The 20,155-nt window shown below is 64.6% G+C and carries 22 protein-coding genes; 7 read left to right on the top strand and 15 right to left on the bottom strand.

What is annotated here, in order from left to right; translation table 11 throughout:
* Positions 1 to 33: 33 nt before the first annotated feature.
* The 3 genes from ACLLJI_RS05535 to ACLLJI_RS05525 all read left to right on the top strand — a co-directional run bounded on the left by ACLLJI_RS05535 (position 34) and on the right by ACLLJI_RS05525 (position 4,670).
* A complete protein-coding gene (locus ACLLJI_RS05535) occupies positions 34 to 1,110 on the top strand; it encodes an Rv2578c family radical SAM protein (protein WP_434618887.1) in 1,077 nt (358 codons plus the stop codon).
* Positions 1,111 to 1,288: 178 nt separating this feature from the next.
* A complete protein-coding gene (gene pta, locus ACLLJI_RS05530; RefSeq protein ID WP_434618884.1) occupies positions 1,289 to 3,430 on the top strand; it encodes a phosphate acetyltransferase in 2,142 nt (713 codons plus the stop codon).
* A 1-nt stretch (position 3,431) separates the two neighbouring features.
* Positions 3,432 to 4,670: an acetate/propionate family kinase gene (locus ACLLJI_RS05525; RefSeq protein WP_434618882.1), complete on the top strand. Its 1,239-nt coding sequence runs from the start codon at positions 3,432 to 3,434 to the stop codon at positions 4,668 to 4,670.
* Positions 4,671 to 4,982: 312 nt separating this feature from the next.
* On the opposite strand, the gene ACLLJI_RS05520 is transcribed toward ACLLJI_RS05525, so the two are convergent.
* Both ACLLJI_RS05520 and ACLLJI_RS05515 read right to left on the bottom strand, forming a co-directional pair.
* Positions 4,983 to 5,192, bottom strand: a complete 210-nt coding sequence (locus tag ACLLJI_RS05520) for a DUF5302 domain-containing protein (protein ID WP_283561210.1) — start codon at positions 5,190 to 5,192, stop codon at positions 4,983 to 4,985.
* 140 nt (positions 5,193 to 5,332) lie between these two features.
* Positions 5,333 to 5,764, bottom strand: coding sequence for a (deoxy)nucleoside triphosphate pyrophosphohydrolase (locus tag ACLLJI_RS05515; RefSeq protein ID WP_434618877.1), 432 nt, complete (start codon positions 5,762 to 5,764; stop codon positions 5,333 to 5,335).
* 94 nt (positions 5,765 to 5,858) lie between these two features.
* Here ACLLJI_RS05515 and ACLLJI_RS05510 point away from each other — a divergent pair, with 94 nt between their 5' ends.
* Positions 5,859 to 7,100: an MFS transporter gene (locus tag ACLLJI_RS05510; protein WP_434618874.1), complete on the top strand. Its 1,242-nt coding sequence runs from the start codon at positions 5,859 to 5,861 to the stop codon at positions 7,098 to 7,100.
* Here the strand turns inward: ACLLJI_RS05510 and ACLLJI_RS05505 are convergent.
* A complete protein-coding gene (locus ACLLJI_RS05505) occupies positions 7,058 to 8,002 on the bottom strand; it encodes a cation diffusion facilitator family transporter (protein ID WP_434618871.1) in 945 nt (314 codons plus the stop codon). The genes ACLLJI_RS05510 and ACLLJI_RS05505 overlap by 43 nt on opposite strands.
* Positions 8,003 to 8,200: 198 nt before the next feature.
* On the opposite strand from ACLLJI_RS05505, the gene ACLLJI_RS05500 reads away from it, so the two are divergent.
* Positions 8,201 to 8,473: a GlsB/YeaQ/YmgE family stress response membrane protein gene (locus ACLLJI_RS05500; RefSeq protein ID WP_283561214.1), complete on the top strand. Its 273-nt coding sequence runs from the start codon at positions 8,201 to 8,203 to the stop codon at positions 8,471 to 8,473.
* Between the two features lie 108 nt (positions 8,474 to 8,581).
* Here ACLLJI_RS05500 and ACLLJI_RS05495 read toward each other — a convergent pair whose 3' ends face one another.
* The 4 genes from ACLLJI_RS05495 to infC all read right to left on the bottom strand — a co-directional run bounded on the left by ACLLJI_RS05495 (position 8,582) and on the right by infC (position 11,529).
* Positions 8,582 to 9,499, bottom strand: a complete 918-nt coding sequence (locus tag ACLLJI_RS05495; RefSeq protein ID WP_434618867.1) for a TrmH family RNA methyltransferase — start codon at positions 9,497 to 9,499, stop codon at positions 8,582 to 8,584.
* A gap of 56 nt (positions 9,500 to 9,555) precedes the next feature.
* Positions 9,556 to 9,939, bottom strand: coding sequence for a 50S ribosomal protein L20 (rplT, locus tag ACLLJI_RS05490; protein WP_283561217.1), 384 nt, complete (start codon positions 9,937 to 9,939; stop codon positions 9,556 to 9,558).
* 101 nt (positions 9,940 to 10,040) lie between these two features.
* Positions 10,041 to 10,235, bottom strand: coding sequence for a 50S ribosomal protein L35 (rpmI, locus tag ACLLJI_RS05485; protein WP_196396269.1), 195 nt, complete (start codon positions 10,233 to 10,235; stop codon positions 10,041 to 10,043).
* Between the two features lie 106 nt (positions 10,236 to 10,341).
* Positions 10,342 to 11,529 (bottom strand): translation initiation factor IF-3, encoded by a 1,188-nt coding sequence (gene infC / locus ACLLJI_RS05480; protein WP_434618863.1) that lies wholly within the window; start codon positions 11,527 to 11,529, stop codon positions 10,342 to 10,344.
* Positions 11,530 to 11,926: 397 nt separating this feature from the next.
* Here infC and ACLLJI_RS05475 point away from each other — a divergent pair, with 397 nt between their 5' ends.
* Entirely contained in the window at positions 11,927 to 12,361 is a 435-nt protein-coding gene (locus tag ACLLJI_RS05475; protein WP_434618860.1) for a DUF1844 domain-containing protein, read from the top strand.
* A 112-nt stretch (positions 12,362 to 12,473) separates the two neighbouring features.
* On the opposite strand, the gene ACLLJI_RS05470 is transcribed toward ACLLJI_RS05475, so the two are convergent.
* From ACLLJI_RS05470 to ACLLJI_RS05435, 8 genes are all read right to left on the bottom strand, one after another.
* Complete coding sequence (locus tag ACLLJI_RS05470; RefSeq protein ID WP_434618857.1) at positions 12,474 to 13,763, bottom strand: MFS transporter; 1,290 nt, start codon at positions 13,761 to 13,763, stop codon at positions 12,474 to 12,476.
* Positions 13,764 to 13,965: 202 nt separating this feature from the next.
* Positions 13,966 to 14,853 (bottom strand): SseB family protein, encoded by an 888-nt coding sequence (locus tag ACLLJI_RS05465; protein WP_434618854.1) that lies wholly within the window; start codon positions 14,851 to 14,853, stop codon positions 13,966 to 13,968.
* A gap of 5 nt (positions 14,854 to 14,858) precedes the next feature.
* Positions 14,859 to 15,602 (bottom strand): bifunctional 1-(5-phosphoribosyl)-5-((5-phosphoribosylamino)methylideneamino)imidazole-4-carboxamide isomerase/phosphoribosylanthranilate isomerase PriA, encoded by a 744-nt coding sequence (gene priA, locus ACLLJI_RS05460; protein ID WP_434618851.1) that lies wholly within the window; start codon positions 15,600 to 15,602, stop codon positions 14,859 to 14,861.
* Between the two features lie 74 nt (positions 15,603 to 15,676).
* On the bottom strand, positions 15,677 to 15,838 hold the full coding sequence (locus ACLLJI_RS05455) for a hypothetical protein (RefSeq protein ID WP_283561222.1): 162 nt from the start codon (positions 15,836 to 15,838) through the stop codon (positions 15,677 to 15,679).
* Positions 15,839 to 16,474, bottom strand: coding sequence for an imidazole glycerol phosphate synthase subunit HisH (gene hisH / locus ACLLJI_RS05450; protein WP_283561233.1), 636 nt, complete (start codon positions 16,472 to 16,474; stop codon positions 15,839 to 15,841).
* Between the two features lie 77 nt (positions 16,475 to 16,551).
* Positions 16,552 to 17,178, bottom strand: coding sequence for an imidazoleglycerol-phosphate dehydratase HisB (hisB, locus tag ACLLJI_RS05445; RefSeq protein ID WP_283561223.1), 627 nt, complete (start codon positions 17,176 to 17,178; stop codon positions 16,552 to 16,554).
* 186 nt (positions 17,179 to 17,364) lie between these two features.
* Positions 17,365 to 18,462, bottom strand: a complete 1,098-nt coding sequence (locus ACLLJI_RS05440) for a histidinol-phosphate transaminase (RefSeq protein WP_434618846.1) — start codon at positions 18,460 to 18,462, stop codon at positions 17,365 to 17,367.
* 156 nt (positions 18,463 to 18,618) lie between these two features.
* The gene (locus ACLLJI_RS05435) at positions 18,619 to 19,020 is read right to left on the bottom strand and encodes a LysM peptidoglycan-binding domain-containing protein (protein ID WP_434618843.1); all 402 of its coding nucleotides are present in this window, start codon (positions 19,018 to 19,020) and stop codon (positions 18,619 to 18,621) included.
* 383 nt (positions 19,021 to 19,403) lie between these two features.
* On the opposite strand from ACLLJI_RS05435, the gene lexA reads away from it, so the two are divergent.
* Complete coding sequence (lexA, locus tag ACLLJI_RS05430) at positions 19,404 to 20,147, top strand: transcriptional repressor LexA (RefSeq protein ID WP_283561226.1); 744 nt, start codon at positions 19,404 to 19,406, stop codon at positions 20,145 to 20,147.
* The last annotated feature ends 8 nt before the right edge of the window (positions 20,148 to 20,155 follow it).

Genomic DNA, 20,155 nt, shown 5'->3' with positions numbered 1-20,155 from the left:
GCACTTGGGTCGAAAGTATGTTCGACTGGAGGCATGCGTTGGGAAACCCAGGAGTTGGCACCGGAAAAGGCAGCGGCCGTCCCGGCATTGCTGCCGTTGGCGGGCCTGGTCCGGACCGTATCCACTCCGGATTTTGCCGGCATTACCTTCCACGAAGTGGTATCCAAATCCGTGCTCAACAAAGTTGCCGCCGGCTCCAAAATGCCGTTCAGCTGGACGGTGAACCCCTACCGTGGATGCTCGCACGCGTGTGTGTATTGTTTCGCGCGGAAAAGCCATACCTATCTTGACTTTGATGCGGGTATGGATTTTGACAGTCAAGTGGTCGTGAAAATCAACGCCGGTGAGATATTGCGCAAGGAACTGGCAAAATCCACCTGGTGCCGCCAGCATGTAGCGCTGGGCACCAACACGGATCCATACCAGCGCGCCGAGGGCAGGTACAAACTGATGCCCGAAATCATCAACGCACTGACCGATTCCGGGACGCCGTTTTCCATCCTCACCAAGGGCACCTTGCTGGGACGCGACATCCCTTTGCTCAAGGCTGCGGGGCAGCAGGTCTCTATCGGGATGGGGATTTCGCTGGCCCTCACGGATGAGGCATTGGCACACACGCTGGAGCCTGGCACGCCGTCCCCGCGGGCACGGCTGGCCCTGATCAGCAGACTGCGCGAGGCCGGGCTGCCATGCGGCGTGATGGCGATGCCGATCATCCCGTGGCTTACCGATTCAGCTCAGGCCCTGGACGCGCTGTTCGGCGCACTGGCCACGGCGGGCGCCACGGGGGTCAGCGCCGGGGCGTTGTATCTGCGCCCCGGAACACGGGAGTGGTTCATGCAGTGGCTGGCCAGGGAACACCCTGCGCTGGTGGGACGGTACCGCCGGCTCTATTCAACCGGCCCCTACGCACAGAAAGACTATCGGCAGTGGCTGGCGGGCAGGATCAACTATTTCAAGGCCCGTCACGGCTTTACCGGTACAGATGGTTTCATCCACGACGCCCGGACCGAGGAGTCACGCTATCCGGCCGGCAGTCTACCGGAAGATAAGACTGTGCGGTTCGGGCGGAAGGATTCCCCGGCAGCAGCGGAGCCCACGCTGTTCTGAAGCATGCCGGTTTGTTCTAACGGCCGGCGCCATTCTCAAAGCGCCGCACTTCCCCGGGGGCCGTCCACCGGGGGCCGTCCACCTATCCACAGACGGCAGGGCCGCGCTACCGGTAGCGTAGGAACCGGCAGCCCATCGTGCTGAGCAGCCGTGTGAAGTGAGCGATGCAGGAGAACCTATGAGCCATGGAATCTACGTCAGCGCCACATCCCCGGGATCGGGAAAGTCTCTGATCACGCTGGGGCTGGCGGATATGCTGCACCGGCACGCGGACAGAATCGGGTTTTTCCGGCCAATTGTGCAGGCCGCCGACCCGAATCAGGATCCGATGGTTTCGCTGATGCGCCGCAGTTTCAGGCTCGACGCGTTTCGGTGCCGCGGAGGGCTGACCGACACCCAGGCCCGGGGGCTGTTGGTGGCTGGAAAGCGCGAGGAGATCGACTCTGCCTGCGTTGCGATCTATTCCGAATTGGCCCGGCACTGCGATGTCATTATCGTCGAGGGCACGGATCTGATCGGACAGGACGCCGCCGTCGAGTTTGACTTGAATGCCCGGCTTGCGAACAACCTAGGCTGCCTGGTTGTAGCCGTGGTGAGCGCCCGTGATCTGGCACCGGCGCAGGCTGCCGATGCCGTCGATGTGGCCCGGCGGGAGCTCGACGCCGCGGGGTGTTCGCTGCTGGCCATGATGGTCAACCGGGCGGACGGCAGTGCCGTTTCGGACATCATCTCCGCCGTCCGCCCGGGAAAATCACACCGCCCGGTCTATGCAATCCCGGAACTGGAGGAACTCTCCCGACCTACCGTCGCCGCCGTCGTGAGCACGCTTGCGGCTATCCAGGTTGCCGGGACCGACAATCTGGAACGCGACGTCAACGGCATTAAGGTCGCTGCGATGAGCGTGGCTAATTTTCTGCATGTCCTGCTCGACGGCGACCTGGTGATCACCCCGGGTGACCGGGCGGACATCGTCGTCGCCACGCTGGCATCCGCGCTCTCCCCCGGGCTGGCCGTTCCCTCGGCCCTTGTCCTCACCGGCGGGCTGGCACCGGACGAACACATCCGGCCGTTGCTGGCACAGGCTCCGTTTCCGGTTTTCACGGTTCCGGACGACACCTATCGGACGGCTCAACGGGTCGGCAGGGTCCGCGGCGAGATCGCCACCGGGGAACGGCGGAAGGCGGCCGCTGCGCTGGGCGCGTGGGCTAAGGCGGTGGATGAGTCCGAACTGCTGGAGCGGCTCTCCTTGCCGCGTCCGGCGCGGATGACGCCGCTGCGGTTCCTGCACGACCTAATCGAGAGGGCCCGTTCCCAGCGGCGGCATATTGTGCTGCCCGAAAGCTCGGACGTGCGCGTGCTGCACGCGGCCGAGATCCTGCGCCGCCGCGATGTCTGCGACCTGACGCTGCTGGGGCCGGCGGCACAGATCCGCGAACTCGCCGTATCCCGGGGAATCGATCTGACCGGCATAACGATCGTTGACCCTGCGCACAGCCCGCTGCGGGAACAGTTCGCCGTTGAATACGCGCGGCTCAGGGCGCACAAAAACGTGGAGCTGGCTGCGGCGCGGGACACTATGCTGGATGGCTCATACTTTGGCACCATGATGGTGCAGCTTGGCAAGGCCGACGGCATGGTCTCCGGCGCTGCGCACACCACGGCCAACACGATCCGCCCAGCCTTGGAGTTCGTCAAGACCCGTGCGGGGGTGCGGATCGTCTCTTCTGTCTTCCTGATGCTGTTGGCGGACCGGGTGCTGGTCTACGGCGACTGCGCGGTGAACCCGGAGCCGAACGAGGAGCAGCTGGCGGACATCGCCATTACCTCGGCCGGCACGGCGGCGCAGTTCGGCGTGCAGCCCCGGATCGCGATGCTCTCCTACTCAACCGGCGAATCCGGCGCCGGGGGCGCAGTCGAAAGCGTCCGCCGCGCCACGGAGCTCGTCCGCGGCCGTCGCCCGGACCTCCCGGTGGAGGGACCTATCCAGTACGACGCCGCCGTCAACGTTTCCATCGCGGCTTCAAAAATGCCGGGCTCGACGGTGGCCGGGCAGGCGACGGTGTTCATCTTCCCTGACCTGAACACGGGAAACAATACGTACAAGGCGGTGCAGCAATCCGCCGGCGCCGTCGCCGTCGGGCCCATTCTGCAGGGGCTGAACAAGCCCGTCAATGACCTGTCCCGCGGCTGCACCGTGGAAGACATCGTCAATACCGTCGCCATTACCGTCGTTCAGGCACACACGGCCCAGGACACGGCGCACACCCGCACTGAGCCGGCCCACACCGTTCAGGAACCCACCCAAAGACAGGCGGGCTGACATGCTCATCCTGGTCCTGAATTCCGGCTCATCCTCGATCAAATACCAGATCCGTGAGGTCCCCGACCCCGGTGCCCGGCCACGCGGGGGGATGGTGGACGGCGCGGGGGTCGATGCTGATCAGGCAGTCCCGGGCGGCATACCGTCCGTCGACGGCGGCGCCAGAATCGTGGCCGAGGGCCTGATCGACCGGATTGGCGACTCCACCCCGGGCCCCGATGCGGTCAAGGACCATGCCGAGGCATTGGACCGGATCGGCGCGGCGGTCTCCGAGGTGCTCGGCGGCAACAAGCTCGACGCCGTCGGGCACCGCGTGGTGCACGGCGGCGAACGCTTCAGCGGACCGGTGCTGATCAACAACGAGATCACCCGCTCCATTGAGCGATTGAATCCGCTCGCCCCGCTGCATAACCCCGCCAATGTGCTCGGAATCCGTGCCATTACCGGGATTTGGCCACAGCTGCCGCAGGTGGCCGTCTTTGACACTGCTTTCCACCGCACCCTGCCCGAGCATGCCTGGCGGTACGCCGTGCCGGATGAGCTGTACAGCCGCTACGGCATCCGACGCTACGGTTTTCACGGCACCTCACTGGGCTACGTGTCGGTCCGGGCGGCCAGGCTGCTTAACATTGCCCCGGAGGACTTCAACGCGGTCATCGCCCATCTCGGAAACGGCGCCTCGGTCACCGCGGTCCGGGGCGGCACCAGCATCGATACGTCCATGGGCTTCACACCGCTGGCGGGGCTGGTGATGGGCACGCGGTCCGGGGACATCGATCCGTCGGTCCTGATCTTCCTGCTGCGCCAAGGCATGGACGCGGACGGGCTCGACGAACTACTGAACAGGAATTCCGGGCTGACGGGACTGGCGGGAAACAATGACATGCGTTCCGTGGTGGAGGCGGCCGACGGCGGCGCGGAGGCTGCGCGGACAGCGCTGGCTGTGGCGTCCTACCGGCTCGCCAAATACGTCGGCGGCTACCATGTGGCCGTCGGTGGGGCCCGTGCGATCGTCTTTACCGCCGGGATCGGGGAAAATTCCTGGCAGTTCCGGCAGCTGGTGGTGGACCGGCTGCAGGTGCTCGGCATCCGTCTGGACGCAGATGCCAACCGTGCCCGCAGCAGTGAGCCACGGATCATCAGCACAGCCGATTCCGCGGTTGCGGTGCTTGTCGTCCCGATGGATGAGGAGCGGGCGATCGCGGAGGCGACTGCGGCCGTCGTCGCCGGCCTTCGCTAAAGCCGGACCAATAGGTCCGCTGCGGACGTAATGATCAGATTCAGGCCGGCCAATCTCGCGTCGAGCCGCTCCAGCCGTTCGAAAGTTTGTACCGCGTGAACTGCCGGCCGTCCTGTTCGAACGCATGCATGTTCTCCATTGTGCGCGCGCCGGTGCTGGCTTACCGGACATGGCCAGAAACGTGGTGCTGTGCAGCTCCCGGGCGGCCCGGGCGAATTGCCGGTCCTCCCACGCAGCGATGAGTGGTTTCGTCACCTGCGGATGTCCCTCGGGCCGAACGTCCCTATCCGGGTACCGTCCGGCTCCCGGCGGCTATCCGCTCTTGCGGCGGAACTCACGCTTCTGCGAGGCGGATCCATGCTCGTGGCTTATCCTGGCACCGGTGGAGGCCTCGACTGTGGCATGGTGCTGGCTGTTTTTGCGGTCCAGCGCCTCGCGGAACTTCTTCTTCATGTCATCGCTGGCACCGGCCTTCGCGTCAGCGGCAGGCTCGTCCTCGTTGTGCTCGCCAGATGTTGTCATCTAATCCTCCTGGGTGTCTGCGGTGAAGCTCCAGTCTGGCACAGTTCTCCGCCGCCCGGGGCGGAATGTGCGCAGGACCGGATACGGGCCGGCCCGCCTATAGAAAGGGGATCAAAACGGTCAATCTGGAACCGGCATGGCTAGGGCCCGACGACGACGGCCAGCAGGGCGCACACGATCGCCAGATCCGCCGGAATCCATGCCAGCTCCAACAGCCCGGCATTCTGATCCAAGGGCACCCACCGCAGTTCGTCATGATCCTCCAACGGTATCGGCGTGCCCGAGCTCAGCTCGGCGAGCCAGACTCGCATCGCCGCCTGTTCACTCAGCGGCCAGCCGGTCGCCGTCGGGCCCGTGAGCTCCGGACCCAGCCGCACCGCAACACCGAGCTCTTCACGAAGCTCGCGGTGCAGGGCATCCTCGTGCCCCTCCCCCGGCTCCACCTTGCCGCCGGGGAATTCCCACATTCCGGCGTAGGCTGGCGGGGCCGTGCGCCGGGCCGCCAGCAGCAGCCGCGGGTTCCGCAGCGAATCCACGATCGCGCCGCCGACGATCTGCCTCAGTAAAGTCACGGCCACCAGTTTAGGGCCAATTAGGATGGAAGCGCACAGCGCGGTCCTCGATCCCAGTAGACCAGCGCTCCCACCCCGAACTATCGAGAGACGAATGACGACGACCTCGACTCAACTGTCCCCCCGCCAGATCACGCTGGCCATCTTTTCCCTCGCCGTCGGCGGATTCGGCATCGGTACCACCGAGTTCGCGATGATGGGGCTGCTGCCCAATATTGCCGACGGTGTACGCGTCGGCATTCCCGAGGCTGGTCATCTGATCTCCAGCTACGCGCTCGGCGTGGTGGTCGGCGCGCCGCTGCTGGCCGCCGTCGGCGCCCGTCTGCAGCGCCGGAAGCTGGTGCTGGGGCTGATGGTGCTTTTCACCCTGGGCAACCTTTCGTCTTTCTTTGCCCCGGACTACGGGACCCTGCTGGTCAGCCGCTTCGTTGCCGGGCTGCCGCACGGCGCTTATTTTGGGGTGGCAGCGGTGATCGCCGCCTCATTGGTGGCACCGACAAAACGCGGACACGCGATCTCAATGGTCATGCTCGGGCTCTCGGTTGCCAACGTCGTGGGGGTTCCGCTGGCCACGCTCATCGGGCAACAGTTCGGCTGGCGGCTGATGTTCGTGCTGGTGGCCCTGATCGGCCTTACTACGTTGGCCTGCGTCCTCCGCTTTGTACCGGCGCAGAAGACCGCGAAGGGTGCGAGTATCCGCACCGAGCTGGGCGCGCTTAAACGGCTTCAGGTCTGGCTGGCGCTGCTGATCGGCATCGTTGGCTTTGGCGGCTTCTTCGCCGTGTATTCCTACATCGCGCCGACCATGACCGAGGTCGCTGGTTTCCCGGCTGATTTCCTGCCCGTTGTGGTGGCCCTGTACGGCCTCGGAATGGTGACGGGCAACATCATCGGCGGGAGGATTGCGGACAGGTCGGTGATGGGCAGCATTTATGCCGTCATGGTGTTCATCGCCCTGATGCTGCTGGTCTTCAGCCTGACCGTCCACATTCCGTGGGCCGCGCTCGTGATGATCTACGTCGTCGGCGCGGCAGGCTCCATGCTGGTGCCCGCACTGCAGACCCGGTTGCTGGATGTCTCACCCGATGCACCGTCGCTGGCGTCCTCGCTGAACCATGCAGCGCTGAACGTGGCCAATGCGCTGGGCGCGTTCCTCGGCGGTGTGGTCATCACCTGGGGCTGGGGTTATACCGCCCCGGCGCTGGTGGGAGGGTACCTGGCGGCTGTCGGCGTCGGCATCGCGCTGGTCAGCGGGCTGGTGGACCGCCGTCGGCAGCAGGCACGGCGAGCACCTCAGCTACCGGAATCGACCGGGGCTGCCTTGGCTGCCGAATAGATATCCGGCTCCAGATAGATAATTTTGGCGATTGGGACGGCCGCACGGATTCGCTGTTCCGCCGCGTCGATGGCGGCCGCGATTCCCGCAGCCGAATCGGCAGCCGAAACGGCGATCTTTGCGCCCACCAGCAGTTCCTCCGGACCAAGGTGCATGGTCTTCAGATGAATAATGCGGCTCACCCCGGGGCCCACCAGGGCGGCCTCGATCGCCCGCACATCCGCCACGGTGGCCGATTCGCCCAGCAGCAGCGACTTGGTCTCGATGGCCAGCACGACGGCGACGGCCACCAAAAGGAGGCCGATCAGCGCCGTTCCTGCCGCATCCCACCGCCCGTCACCGGTCACCAGCGTCATGGATACGCCAAAAAGGGCAAAAACGAGACCAACCAGTGCCGCCGAGTCTTCCAGCAAGACGACAGGCAGTTCGGGGGCCTTTGCCGTGCGGATAAACTGCACCCAGCTTTTCCCGCCCCGCGTACCGTTGGATTCCTTTACGGCGGTGCGGAACGAAAACCCCTCCAGGATAATAGAACCAACCAGTACCACCAGCGGGACCCAGGCCCAATTCGCATCGATTCCGTGCGGATCGTGAAATTTCTCATAGGCCTCAAAGAGGGCAAACAGACCGCCGACACTGAAAAGCACAATGGAGACTATAAACGCGTAAATATACCGCTCCCGGCCGTACCCGAAGGGGTGTTCCGGACTGGCCTGCCGCTGGGCCCTCTTACCTCCCAGCAACAGCAACAGTTGATTTCCGGAGTCGGCCAGTGAGTGAATCGATTCGGCCAACATTGACGACGACGCCGTCAGCAGAAAGGCGACGAACTTAAGTATCGCGATCGATATATTCGCTGCGAACGCGGCAACGATTGCCTTGCTTCCTCCACTGCTGGACACAATGCCACTCCTTTGAATTGCTATCCAATAAACGCGCGCCCGCGGGATCTAATCCCGCCAAGACTAATACTCCCGGGAAAACACTACCGGTCGCATGGGGAAACGCCCAACACGCCCAAAGGAAAGTGATCAGTCTGCTTTGTGTCCAGCCCCCCGGGTGCTAGTCTCTCAGATGTAAGTTCATCAGAAGGAGGAGTCATGGGTTTCATTAGTTGGATTATCCTGGGTCTCATCGTTGGTGCCATTGTCAAGGCTGTCATGCCGGGGCGTGTCGGCGGCGGCTGGGGCACGAGTCTGATTCTGGGCGTCGTCGGAGCCATCGTCGGCGGCTGGATCTCCAGTCTGGTCTTTGGCGGTGACTCCATGAACGGTTTGTTCCATATCGGTACATGGATCTTCGCCATTATCGGCGGTCTTGTCGTCGCTGGCGTTTACGGTGCCATCACTGGCCGGAACAAAAGCAACGCCTGAATTTACAGCTGGCAATTCAGCCAGTGACAACGGGAAGGGCCGGCGCCCTTGTGCCGGCCCTTCCTGTTGCCTGCCGGAGTATGCCAAGCGCGCCGTGATCGTTGCGGCCTACTGTTCCCCGCCCCGACGCTGGGCCCGTGCGCTGGCGTACAGGCACACGGTCGCAGCGGTCGCGAGGTTCAGGCTCTCGGCTGACCCATAGACCGGCACGGCCACGCGATGATCGGCCTGCATCAGCTCGTCGTCGGAAAGTCCCTGCGCTTCGTTGCCGAACAGCCACACGGTGGGCGTCTCAAGCTCACACTCCGACTCCGGGACCTCCTGGTCGAAGCCGCGTGCGGCACTTTCATCCTGAAGATCATCGAGGTTCAAGTGACCGTAGCCGTCAGCGGCCAGAACCATCATCCCGGCCGCCTTGCATTTTCCCACCACGTCGCCGACGCCGGCGCCGGTGACCACCGGCAGATGAAACAACGATCCCACGGTGGAGCGGACCGCCTTGGGGTTGTAGATATCTACGCTCGAGGCCGTGAAAACGACGGCGTCGGCGCCAGCGGCGTCCGCCGCACGCAGCAGAGTTCCAGCGTTGCCGGGGTCACGCACCTGGCACAGCACCGCAATCAGACGCGGTTTCCCCGCAATCACCTGCTCCAGGGGCACATCCACAAAGTTGCAGACGGCCAGAATCCCCTGTGGCGTCACCGTGTCGGTCATGGCTTCCAGCACCAGTTCGCTGGCCACGCGCACATGCAACCGGCAGGCCGGGTCCTCGGCGAGTTCCAGCAAATCTGCGTTCTTCTTGAGGCATTCGAGGCTGGCATACACGTCGGTTACCAGTTCGCTTCCACCCGCTGCCAGCGCGTCCCGGTGCGCCCTGAGCGCTTCACGGACGGCCTGAGGCCCTTCGGCAAGGAACTGTCCGCGCTTAAAACGAACCGGGCGTCCAGCCAGCTTGGCAACGTCCCGTACCCGATCTGCTCGGGGATTGGTCATTGCATCTGCTGGCGGACGCCCGGATTCAGTCATTCTAGGACTGTAGCAGTCTTCCTTGAGGCCTAAAAAGTCCTGACGTTCTCTTGCTGCTACCGGGCAGCCGGTGCTGAGGTGTCGGCCGGGAGCGCCGCCTTGGCCAGCTGGACCAGGCCCGCGAACGCCGCGGCGTCGTTGACGGCCAGGTCGGCCAGCATGCGGCGGTCAACCTCGATCTCGGCGGCCTTCAGTCCTTGGATCAGGCGGTTGTAGGTGAGGCCGTTGGCGCGGGATGCAGCGTTGATGCGCTGGATCCAGAGCCGACGGAAGTCACCCTTGCGCTTGCGGCGGTCACCGTAGCTGTACACAAATGAGTGCAGCAGCTGCTCTTTGGCCTTGCGGTACAGGCGTGAACGCTGTCCGCGGTAACCTTTGGCGCGCTCAAGAATAACCCGACGCTTCTTATGGGCGTTGACCGCCCGCTTCACACGTGCCACGTGCGTACTCCTTAAAGTTCTTCATCCCAAGCCAAACGTGCCTGAGAAGGCTTATTGCGATACCGCCGTCCCGTGTGGACAGGCAGCCGATTGACTATGGGTCAGATACCCAGCATCTTGCGGATGTTGCGGGCATCTGCCGGGGCAACAATCCGGTCGCCGGCCAGGCGGCGCTTGAGCGATGACGGCTTGTGCTCCAGGTAGTGACGGCGATTGGCCTGCTGGCGCTTGAGCTTACCGCTTCCGGTGAGCTTGAAACGCTTTTTGGCCCCGCTATGGGTCTTCATTTTCGGCATGGAAACCGATCTCCTTACGTATCCACCGGCGCTGCCTGTGGTTCTCTTTGCAGCAACCGGTCAGGTCACTGGGGGGGGTAATTCACGGCCGGACGGGGCAGCTGCCCTACTCGGCTGAGTCTGATGTTTCCTTACTTTCCTTACCGGCCGTGAACGCGGCGGAACCGGTCCGGGCGGCGGGCTTGATACCGGTTGCCGGGCGCGATGCAGGCTTCGCGGCAGGTTTGATCGGCGCGGGCTTCGCGACCGGCTTCGGCATCGGAACCGGCTTGGGCGCCGGGACCGGCTTCGCCGACACCGGCTTGGCGGCTTCCGCCGGCTGGGCGGCCACCGTCGGCTTGGCGGCCACCGTCGGCTTGGCGGCCACCGTCGTCGGCCGTGCCGCCGCTGTGGTCCCTCCCGACGTTGTGGGCCGTGCCGACGTTGTGGGCCGTGCCGACGCCAGTCGGGAAGCCGCTGCGGGCCTCGTCGCTGGTGCTGCAGCCGGAGCCGCGGACGCCGTTGCCGGCTGCACAGCCGACGCGGGCGGTGTTACCGGCTTTTCCTCGGCGGCCGAGGCCGCCACCGGCGCCGGGACTTCCTGCGGGGCGGTGTCCGCTGTTGCTGCGGCCCCAGTCGCCACACCCGGCCCTTCTGCCGGCACGGCCGGAGTCCGGTCTTCGTTCAGGTGCAGTCCATCGGGCAGCAGATCCGCAAGGCTCTGCGTCATCGGTACATGGCTGTCCCGGTCCACATCAACACGTTCCTGGCCGGAAGCAACCGCCTCGTTGTGCGCCTTCGAATCGGCACGCTGCGCGGCACGGCGTGCCTCGGCCTTGGCCTCGGCCTTGTTCTTCAACGGGCCGATCACCATCACCATGTTGCGGCCGTCAATGCGGGGGCTGGATTCAATCGCGCCGACCTCGCCGACGTCTTCAGCGAAACGCTGGAGCAAGCGGATACCCATCTCCGGGCGCTGCTGCTCGCGGCCGCGGAACTGGATCATGGCCTTGACCTTGTCGCCGGCTCCCAGGAACCGCAGTGCGTGCCCGGTTTTGGTTTCGTAGTCATGCTTATCGATCTTGAGGCGGAAACGGATTTCCTTCAGAACAGTATTGGTCTGGTTTTTCCGCGCTTCACGGGCCTTGACGGCGGCCTCGTATTTGTACTTGCCGAAGTCCATCAGTTTGCACACCGGAGGCTTCGCCGCCGGTGCTACCTCAACAAGATCCAGGTCCGACTCAGCCGCAAGGCGCAGCGCGTCTTCAATGCGAACGATGCCGACCTGTTCACCTGCCGGTCCTACCAACCGCACCTCGGGGACGCGGATTCGATCGTTGATTCGTGGCTCGCTAATGTGTCACTCCTGTTGTTTTCGAAAATCGTGCGAACACCAGAAATAGGAGAAGGCCCCCGACTGCTGGCGCAATCAGAGGCCTCATGGTCGGCGGCCGCAGATCCCCCGAAGGGATATCCACCGTCAGCCCCTTGTCAGGAGCGCCTGGCCGACCTGTACCCGGTAACTCCGGGGTTGCCCAAACGCTGGGGAAACCTGTACCGGGTCGACGGGTGGGAAAGAACTCCGCTTGCTGGCTGAATGCACGTTCCCTGTCCGGACCTGCACCGGGGGGCTGCGGAACAACCATCGGTGCATCCGGTCTGGACGCCAAGAAAATAGCGACATTCAGTCGGTCTGTGACAAGCTTACCAGCATGAGTACGCCAGAGAACAATTCACCCGTAGAGCAGACCCGCCACAGTTTTGGCCAGGCACCGGAAGCGGCCGGGGCAGCCCGGCAGGCGCCCGAAGGGGAAGGTGCCGGCACGCAGTTGCGCGATATTGCCGAAGTTCCTGCCGTTGAGGTGATTACGACGGCGGCAGTGCACCTGATGAGCGCGGCCGCGGTGAAATGCGGGCTGGCGGATGGTGCCGACGCCGACGATCTCAAGGACCTGGATGAGGCCCGCAAGCTCATTACCGCTCTGGCCGGCTTCATTACCGCCGCCGCCCCGGAGATCGGCAGCCAGCACGCTGGTCCATTGCGTGACGGGCTGCGCTCCCTGCAGCTGGCCTTCCGCGAGGCATCCGAGTTTCCCGACGCACCGGGCAAGGGTCCCGGCGAGAAGTTCACCGGCGCGGTCAACTGACACCCCGCGGTGAGTGTCGAGATCTGCCCCTGAAGACTCCGTTGGGATCGGCCGGTCTCCCAACTCACCTCGTGGGAGATGCCGCGGGGGCAAGTGATCAACAATGGTGCCGCTATGTGAGGGCCGGCCTGCTGAGGGAGCGTCGTCTGAACGCCTGGGCCACTAGCCCTGCCAGGGCCAGTGCCGCGGCCAGGATGCCCACCGTAGTGAACCCTCCCCAGGGGCCAACGATGTCGATCATCATACCGCCGAACGGGGCGCCGATTGCGCTTCCCAGTGTCAGCGATGAACCGTACCAGCCCATGGCCTCGCCGCGGCGCTGTTCCGCCACAAGTTCTGCGATCCGCTCCGCGCTGGAGGTGAGCACCGGCGCGCACAGCAGTCCGGGGGCAATGGACAGCAGCGCCAGGCTCCAGGCATCGGTGGCGAAGCCCATCGGGATTGTCAGCAAAGCCATGGCCGCCAGCATCCAGAGCGGGTTGACCGGCCGGCTCAGCGCGCCGTAGATCAGACCGCCGACCACCGAAGCCGCGCACCAGAACACCAACACGATGCCCATGGATCCGATCTGATCCGAATTGCGCAGTACCGCCACGATCCCCACATCCGTTCCGGAGAGCACCAGTCCCGCGCCCAGGGAGGCGCCGAGGACCGCGATCACGGCGACGTTCAGCCAGACCAGGCTCCCCTTGGTGCGTCCCCAGAGCCTGCCCAGCACGTTGGCGCCGGCGAAGGACTGGCTGCCGGCGGCCTCGGCCGGAGACAACTCTTCCATCGAGGCCAATTCGTCATTGACATCCTGCTGATAGCTGCCGCGCTGCCCGGTACGGGTGGGTGGATTGAACCACATCAGGAACAGACCCGCCACTGCAGAGGCCGCGCCGATAAGGATCAGGCCGGCCACCGAATGCAGGGTGGTCGAGAGCAGAACACCGAGTGCCGGGCCCACCATAAATGTCAGTTCCGCCCCGACCGAATCCAGCGCATAGGCCGTGCGCCGCTGCGCCGGCGCCACCATGACACCCAGCGCTTGTCGGACCACGGAGAAGATCGGCACCGAAAACAGGCCACCGATGACGGCGGCCACCAACAGCAATTCATAGCCGAGGAAGGGCGCCACCGACCACACCACGACTTCCGAGATGACGGAGGGAACCAACGCCCGGCGCAGACCCACCAGATCCACGCGCCGTCCGCGCCAGGGAGCGCCCAGCGCGATGCCGATAGTGACCGCCGCGGCCACGCCGCCGGCGGCGCCATAGCCGAGGTTCAAAGTTTCCACCACGTGCAGTGTCACCAGCACCCCCGCGGCGGCGTGCGGAATACGCGCTAGCATGGCGACCAGCAGGAGCCGGCGTACAGGCGCTATGGAAAGCAGTTCCCGGTAGCCGGCAAAGTTCACTGACGTGTTCCTTCTCGTCGTTCCTGCACGTTGAGCGCCGGATCAGCACCGTGCCGCTTCAACACCGTGCCGCTTCAACACCGTGCCGCTTCAACACCGTGCCGCTTCAACACCGTGCCGCTTCAACACCGTGCCGCTTCAACACCGTGCCGCTTCAACACCGTGCCGCTTCAACACCGTGCCGCTTCAACACCGTGCCGCTTCAACGCGCCGGTCTGTCCGTTGACGCGGCGGCCTGCAGGCGGACCTCCACCGAATCAACAGACTCCGCGAAGTATTCATTTCGCGACCATAACAGCTCCAGTTCCCCGATCAGGGCGTTCAGCGCATCCTGATCAAGGCCGGGTGCCAGAGTCAATTGAACCCGTAATTCCGGCCCCGCGCCACCACCGGGAGAGGTGTTCCCCTCATGGTCGGCGGAAACGATCCCAGCGCCGGGTTCCGCCCGGATTCCCAAAAGGGCCGGATGCCCCAGCGCTGCCATGGATCCGGCCAGTGCGCTGGCTATCTGCGGGTCGGCGTAGCTGGGCAGCCAGCGCTGCTGACGGGCCAGCGCCCACACTGCAGGGCGCCGCAGCACGAACGTCTGCGGCGCCGCCGGATCCACCACCATCAGCTGCGCTTCTTCGGCCACGGCGGAGAGCGCCGCCCGCGGGGCATACACGGCGACGGGCCGCGCCTGAGGGTTCCAGCGGGTCAAATTCTCGGTGGAGGTGAACACCGGCAGCGCCCGACGCCCGTCCGGCGCCGTCAGTGTCACCAGTGCCATATCGGACTCCTTGTCCGAGGCCAAGCCATTCGACACAACGTGCGCCCGTGCCACCTGAGCCAGGATGGGCACGAAGACCCGGGCCGAAGCCAGGCTGTGGACGACCGCGGCTTCATCCCCCGTCCTGGCGCTCAGCGCAGCCAGTGCCGCCGCGTAGCCCGCGTCGGTGGCGCCGTCGTCGTCCTCAAAATTGTGATACTTCCGCTCCGCACCCAGCGTCCGCCCCTGCCACGGCTGGTCGGCCGAATCGGCGGCACCGCCGGCTGCCGCCAACGCCGCGGCAATGTGCCCCGGAAGCGAGCGCTGCACCGGCTCAGACATTGCGGCTAGCGCCGGCCGGCGATATCCAGGGCCTGGGGAAGCGTAAAGGCTCCGGCGTACAGCGCCTTGCCCACGATTGCCCCCTCGAGCCCCAGCGGAACCAGCGTGCGCAGTTCCTGCAGATCCGCCAGACTGGAAATGCCGCCGGATGCCACCACCGGCTTTCCAGTGCGCGAAAGAACCTCGCGGAGCAGCTCTACGTTCGGACCCCGCAGAGTTCCGTCCTTAGTCACATCGGTGACGACATACCGGGCACATCCTGCATCCTCCAGGCGGGCCAGCACCTCCCAAAGGTCCCCGCCCTCCTTCGTCCAGCCGCGAGCTGCGAGCGTGGTGCCACGAACGTCAAGGCCGACGGCGATCTTGTCACCGAAACGTTCAATGGCCCGGGCCGTCCACAACGGGTCCTCCAGCGCTGCGGTGCCCAGATTCACCCGGGCCGCACCCAGCTCGAGGGCGCCCTCCAAGGACGCATCGTCGCGGATACCGCCGGAAAGCTCCACCTTGACGTTCAGGGCCTGCACTACCTCGCGCAGCAGTTCAAGATTGGAGCCCCGACCGAACGCGGCGTCCAGATCCACCAGATGCACCCACTCGGCACCGTCATTCTGCCAAGCCAGCGCGGCATCGAGAGGGGATCCGTAACTCGTTTCGCTGCCGGCCTCACCCTGCACCAGGCGCACGGCCTGGCCGTCGGCGACATCTACGGCGGGAAGCAGTTCCAGAAGGGTTGTCTCAGCGCTGGTCATCGGGTCCTCATCGGTCTAGGTGCGTGGAATAAGCAGGGCAGCGGCCCGCGCGTTCAGCGGACCGCCGGATGGAATTATTTGGAGGCCGGCAGCGTCAGCAGGTAAGCGGCCAGCAGCGACATGACGGCCAGCAGGGCAAAGGAAAACGGGATCCAGCGCGGCTTCTTCTGCTGGTAATAGGCAATAGCACCGCCGACCAGCAGCCCGGCGAGGCCCATCAGGACAACCGACCACATTCAGGCCGCCGCCTTCCGCAGCGAGTGGACCCAGTTACGCAGCAGCCGTGCCCCGGCGTCCCCGGATTTTTCCGGATGGAACTGGGTGGCGCACAGCGGCCCGTTCTCCACCGCGGCAATAAAGCGGGCTCCGTGCTCAGACCAGGTGACCAGGGGAGGTTTGATGCGCGCGTGGGCCACATCAAAGTCCCATGTCTGCACACCGTAGGAATGCACAAAATAAAAACGGTCATGCTCGACGCCCTCGAAAAGCTTCGACCCCTCCGGCACGTCAACGGTGTTCCAGCCCATGTGCGGCACCACCGGAGCCGGGAGCAGTTCCACCGTGCCGGGCCACTCGGCCATCCCCGGTTCGCTGTTGCCGTGCTCGACACCGCCATCGAAGAGGATCTGCAGTCCAACGCAAATGGCCAGCACCGGACGGCCGCCGGCGACTCTCCGGCCGATCATCCGCAGACCGTCGACGCCCTTGAGCTCCTTCATCACCGTAGCGAAGGCCCCGACACCCGGGACGACCAGGCCGTCGGCGCCGAGCACGTCGTCGGCCTTGGCGCTGAGCGTCACCACGGCGCCGGCGCGCTCAAGGGCCCGGACGGCGGAACGTACGTTCCCCGAGCCATAGTCCAGCACCGTCACCGTCGGACCCGCCGCGGAACCGCCGCCGTCCGCCGACGGGGCGTCAGCGGCGCTGTCCGGCGAAAGCTGCTCCGCCGTCACAGGCTGCCCTTGGTGGAAGGAATGCCGACGACGCGCGGATCGGGTTCGATGGCACTGCGCAGGGCGCGGGCGAAGGCTTTGAACTGTGCCTCCACAATGTGGTGCGGATCCCGCCCGGCGAGGACCGTCATGTGCAGGCATATCCGTGCGTGGAATGTCATGGCTTCAAAGACATGGCGCGTCAGCGAACCGGTGAAGTGGCCGCCAATAAGGTGATATTCCTGTCCGGCCGGCTCGCCGCTGTGAACCAGGTAGGGGCGGCCGGAAACATCGACGACGGCGTTGGCAAGTGCCTCGTCCAGTGGAACGGTGGCTTCGCCAAACCGCCGGATGCCGGCCTTGTTGCCCAGGGCCTGGCGCAGGACTTCACCCAGGGTGATGGCCACGTCTTCCACGGTATGGTGCACGTCAATGTGGGTATCTCCGCTGGCCTTGACGGTCAGGTCGATCAGCGAATGTTTCGACAGCGCTGTCAGCATGTGATCGTAAAAGGGGACGGAGGTAGCGATGCTGGACACCCCTGTCCCGTCCAGGTCAACCTCTACCAGTACGGACGACTCGCTGGTGCTCCGTTCCAGCCGCGCCGTGCGTGGGGCGCCGGAAGTGGATGTGTTCTCGCTCATTGCGGGCGGTCCTTCGTTCCTGGATTGTGGATGGTGCTGGCCTCTGCAGTGCGGCGCCGGAACGCGTCCGGATTATGCAGCACCGGTGCCAAAGCATTGGTCGCGTCCCCTAATTCTAGGAGAATACGGACGGATCCCCGAATGCCGGTCGGCCAACAGCCATCGAACCCGTCGTTCGCGGGCCACTCAACGGCCCAACACCACGGCCAGCCGATCGAGGAAAGCCGATGTTTCCGTTTCCGTGCCGGCGGTGACGCGCAGATGACCGGGAATGCCGACGTCTCTGATCAAGACGCCCGCCTCCAGCAGTCCCTGCCAGATGGCATGCGGATCCTCCATGCCGCCAAAGAAAACAAAATTGGAATCCGACGGCGCCGGCTTGAGCCCGAACGCGGATAGTCCGGCCACGATCCGGTCGCGCTGGATCTTGATGTCCTCAACGTTGGCCAGCAGGGAATCGGAGTTCCGCAGCGCCGCCACGGCCGTGGCTTGTGTAATGGCGGAGAGGTGGTAAGGCAGCCGGACCAGCCGCAATGCGTCGGCGATCTCAGGGGCGGCGGCGAGATAGCCCAACCGGGCGCCGGCCAGGGCGAAGGCCTTACTCATGGTGCGGGAGACCACGAGGCGCTCACGCCCCGGCAGTAAAGCCATGGCGCTGGGTGTTCCGTCATGGGCGAATTCCGCGTATGCCTCATCGACGATGATAATGGCTTGCGATGCCTTGCCCGCCTCGTAGACCTCTTCAACAACTTCGGCCTTGAGCGCCGTGCCAGTCGGATTATTTGGTGAACAGAGGAAGACAATGTTGGGTGCCAGTTCGCGTACCTGTTCGGCGGCTGACGCGGCGCTCAGGCCGAAATCCTCCGTGCGGCGCCCGGTGACGTACTCAGTTCCGGTGCCGTTGGCGAGCAACGGATACATTGAGTAGGTGGGAGGGAAGCCCAGGGCTCTGCGTCCCGGTCCGCCGAACGCCTGCAGGATCTGTTGCAGCACCTCGTTGGACCCGTTGGCTGCCCAGACGTTCTCAGCCGCTAGGCCGTGCCCCAAATATGCAGCCAAAGCCCGTCGCAGTTCGGTGAATTCCCGGTCCGGGTAGCGGTTGAGGCCGACCAGCACGTTGTCGACCGCCTTGAGGATGGCCTCGCGCGCATCATCGGGGACGCCGTGGGTATTTTCATTGACGTTGAGCAGGATGGGGACGTCCAGCTGAGGTGCACCATACGGGTGCAGCCCGCGCAGATCGTTCCGCAGGGGCAGCCGGTCGAGACGCTCAGTCTGATTCACGGTTCCAGTTTAAGCTCCCCGGCCGCCACGGTCGAACCGGGCCGGGAATTAAAGCTGACATAACCACCTCATCAGTCAGCTCTTAGAGGCTCACCGGCCCCAATGGTTGGCGACGCTGGTGGGCCTCACTGCTGTGCTTCAAGGCAGCCTTCGCCATCAGTTCAGCAGCGGAACGTAGACCTGCTGCCCCGGCTGGACGACTGAAGTGGTGAGACTGTTCAGCTCCAGGATGTCCGCCACAACGTCCCGCGGATCCCGTGACGGATCGCTTGCCGAGGCGATGCTCCAAAGAGTCTGGCCCGCCATGACGGTGACCTTGGAAGCGTGGACCCCCGGCGAATTTGCACCGGTGGAGGCTTGGGCCGGCGACGTAATGAACCCGGCCAGCAACAGCACAGCGATAGCGGACAGCATCAGTGGAATACCCATCAGGACCAGACGCCCGCGGCGAGTCAGTCGGAGCTGGATCTTGGATGCGGGCTGCCAGCCCTTGGAAGCCGGCCGCCGGCTCACGGAGGCGGGCCGGGCTTCGAGATTAAAGGTCGATGTGGCGTTCATTTTCTTCACCTTTCACGCTACGAGGTCCAGTTGTCCTGACCCGGCAGTGCACTTGTAGCGCCTGTAGGCGGCGCAGGGTTCAACTACCACTGGTCCAGCTAGAACATGTATTCGAAACTGTGTTCTCCAGTTGTAGCACTCACTAACGATGCATGCCAAGACCCGGTAGAACATATGTTTGAAATCAACCGGAAACTGCCCTAGATTAGAAGCAGGATCCGGCCACACGACGAGTCCACCAGAACCCACCGACATTTTGGCTGGGGGCGTTGGGGGGTGGTCAGCTCCGACCAAGCCGTAGCATACGGATGACGGGCGGAGCGGATCCGCCGGGCGCTTGTCGGCGCCGGGCCGGTTGCAGTTTCAAGAAGGGACGGCACGTCATGGCAGGTCCGGAATTCATCCTCCATAGCGGGAACCGTGCCAGCCGGGCCGGCTTTAAGGGCCTGACGGTGCGGCAAAAAAAGATCCTTGAGTGTATCCAGCGCTCCATCAGTGACAAGGGCTACCCGCCGTCCATGCGTGAGATCGGCGACGTCGTCGGGCTCGCAAGCCTGTCCAGCGTCACTCATCAGCTCTCCCAGTTGGAAAAACTGGGCTATCTGCGTCGGGACGCGAAGCGCCCCCGCGCCATGGAAGTGCTCATCCCGCTCACCCTGGACGACGGGGTCGTGGAAATCGAGGGCGTGCCATCCCCGGCAAAGCTGCGCAGCGCCAGTGGTCTGAACATGGCAGAGCTGAGCAGCGCCTCAGACACCGCCATGGTGCCTCTAGTCGGACGGATCGCCGCCGGCGGACCCATCCTGGCTGATCAGGTAGTCGAGGACGTCATGCCACTCCCACGCCAGCTCGTAGGTCATGGAGAGCTCTTTATGCTCAAGGTGACCGGCGACTCCATGATCGACGCCGCGATCTGTGACGGCGACTGGGTCGTAGTGCGCCGGCAGCAGGACGCCATCAACGGCGACATCGTGGCGGCCCTCCTCGATGACGAAGCAACCGTCAAGACGTTCCGTCAGCGGGATGGGCACACCTGGTTGCTGCCGCAGAACACCCGTTATGAACCGATAGTGGGCGACAATGCCACCATCATGGGCAAAATTGTTTCGGTGCTGCGCGCCATCTAGGCGGGCGG

This window comes from Arthrobacter sp. A5 (assembly GCF_051131705.1).
Classification (GTDB): domain Bacteria; phylum Actinomycetota; class Actinomycetes; order Actinomycetales; family Micrococcaceae; genus Arthrobacter_M.
This window is presented reverse-complemented; position numbering and strand designations above follow the sequence as displayed.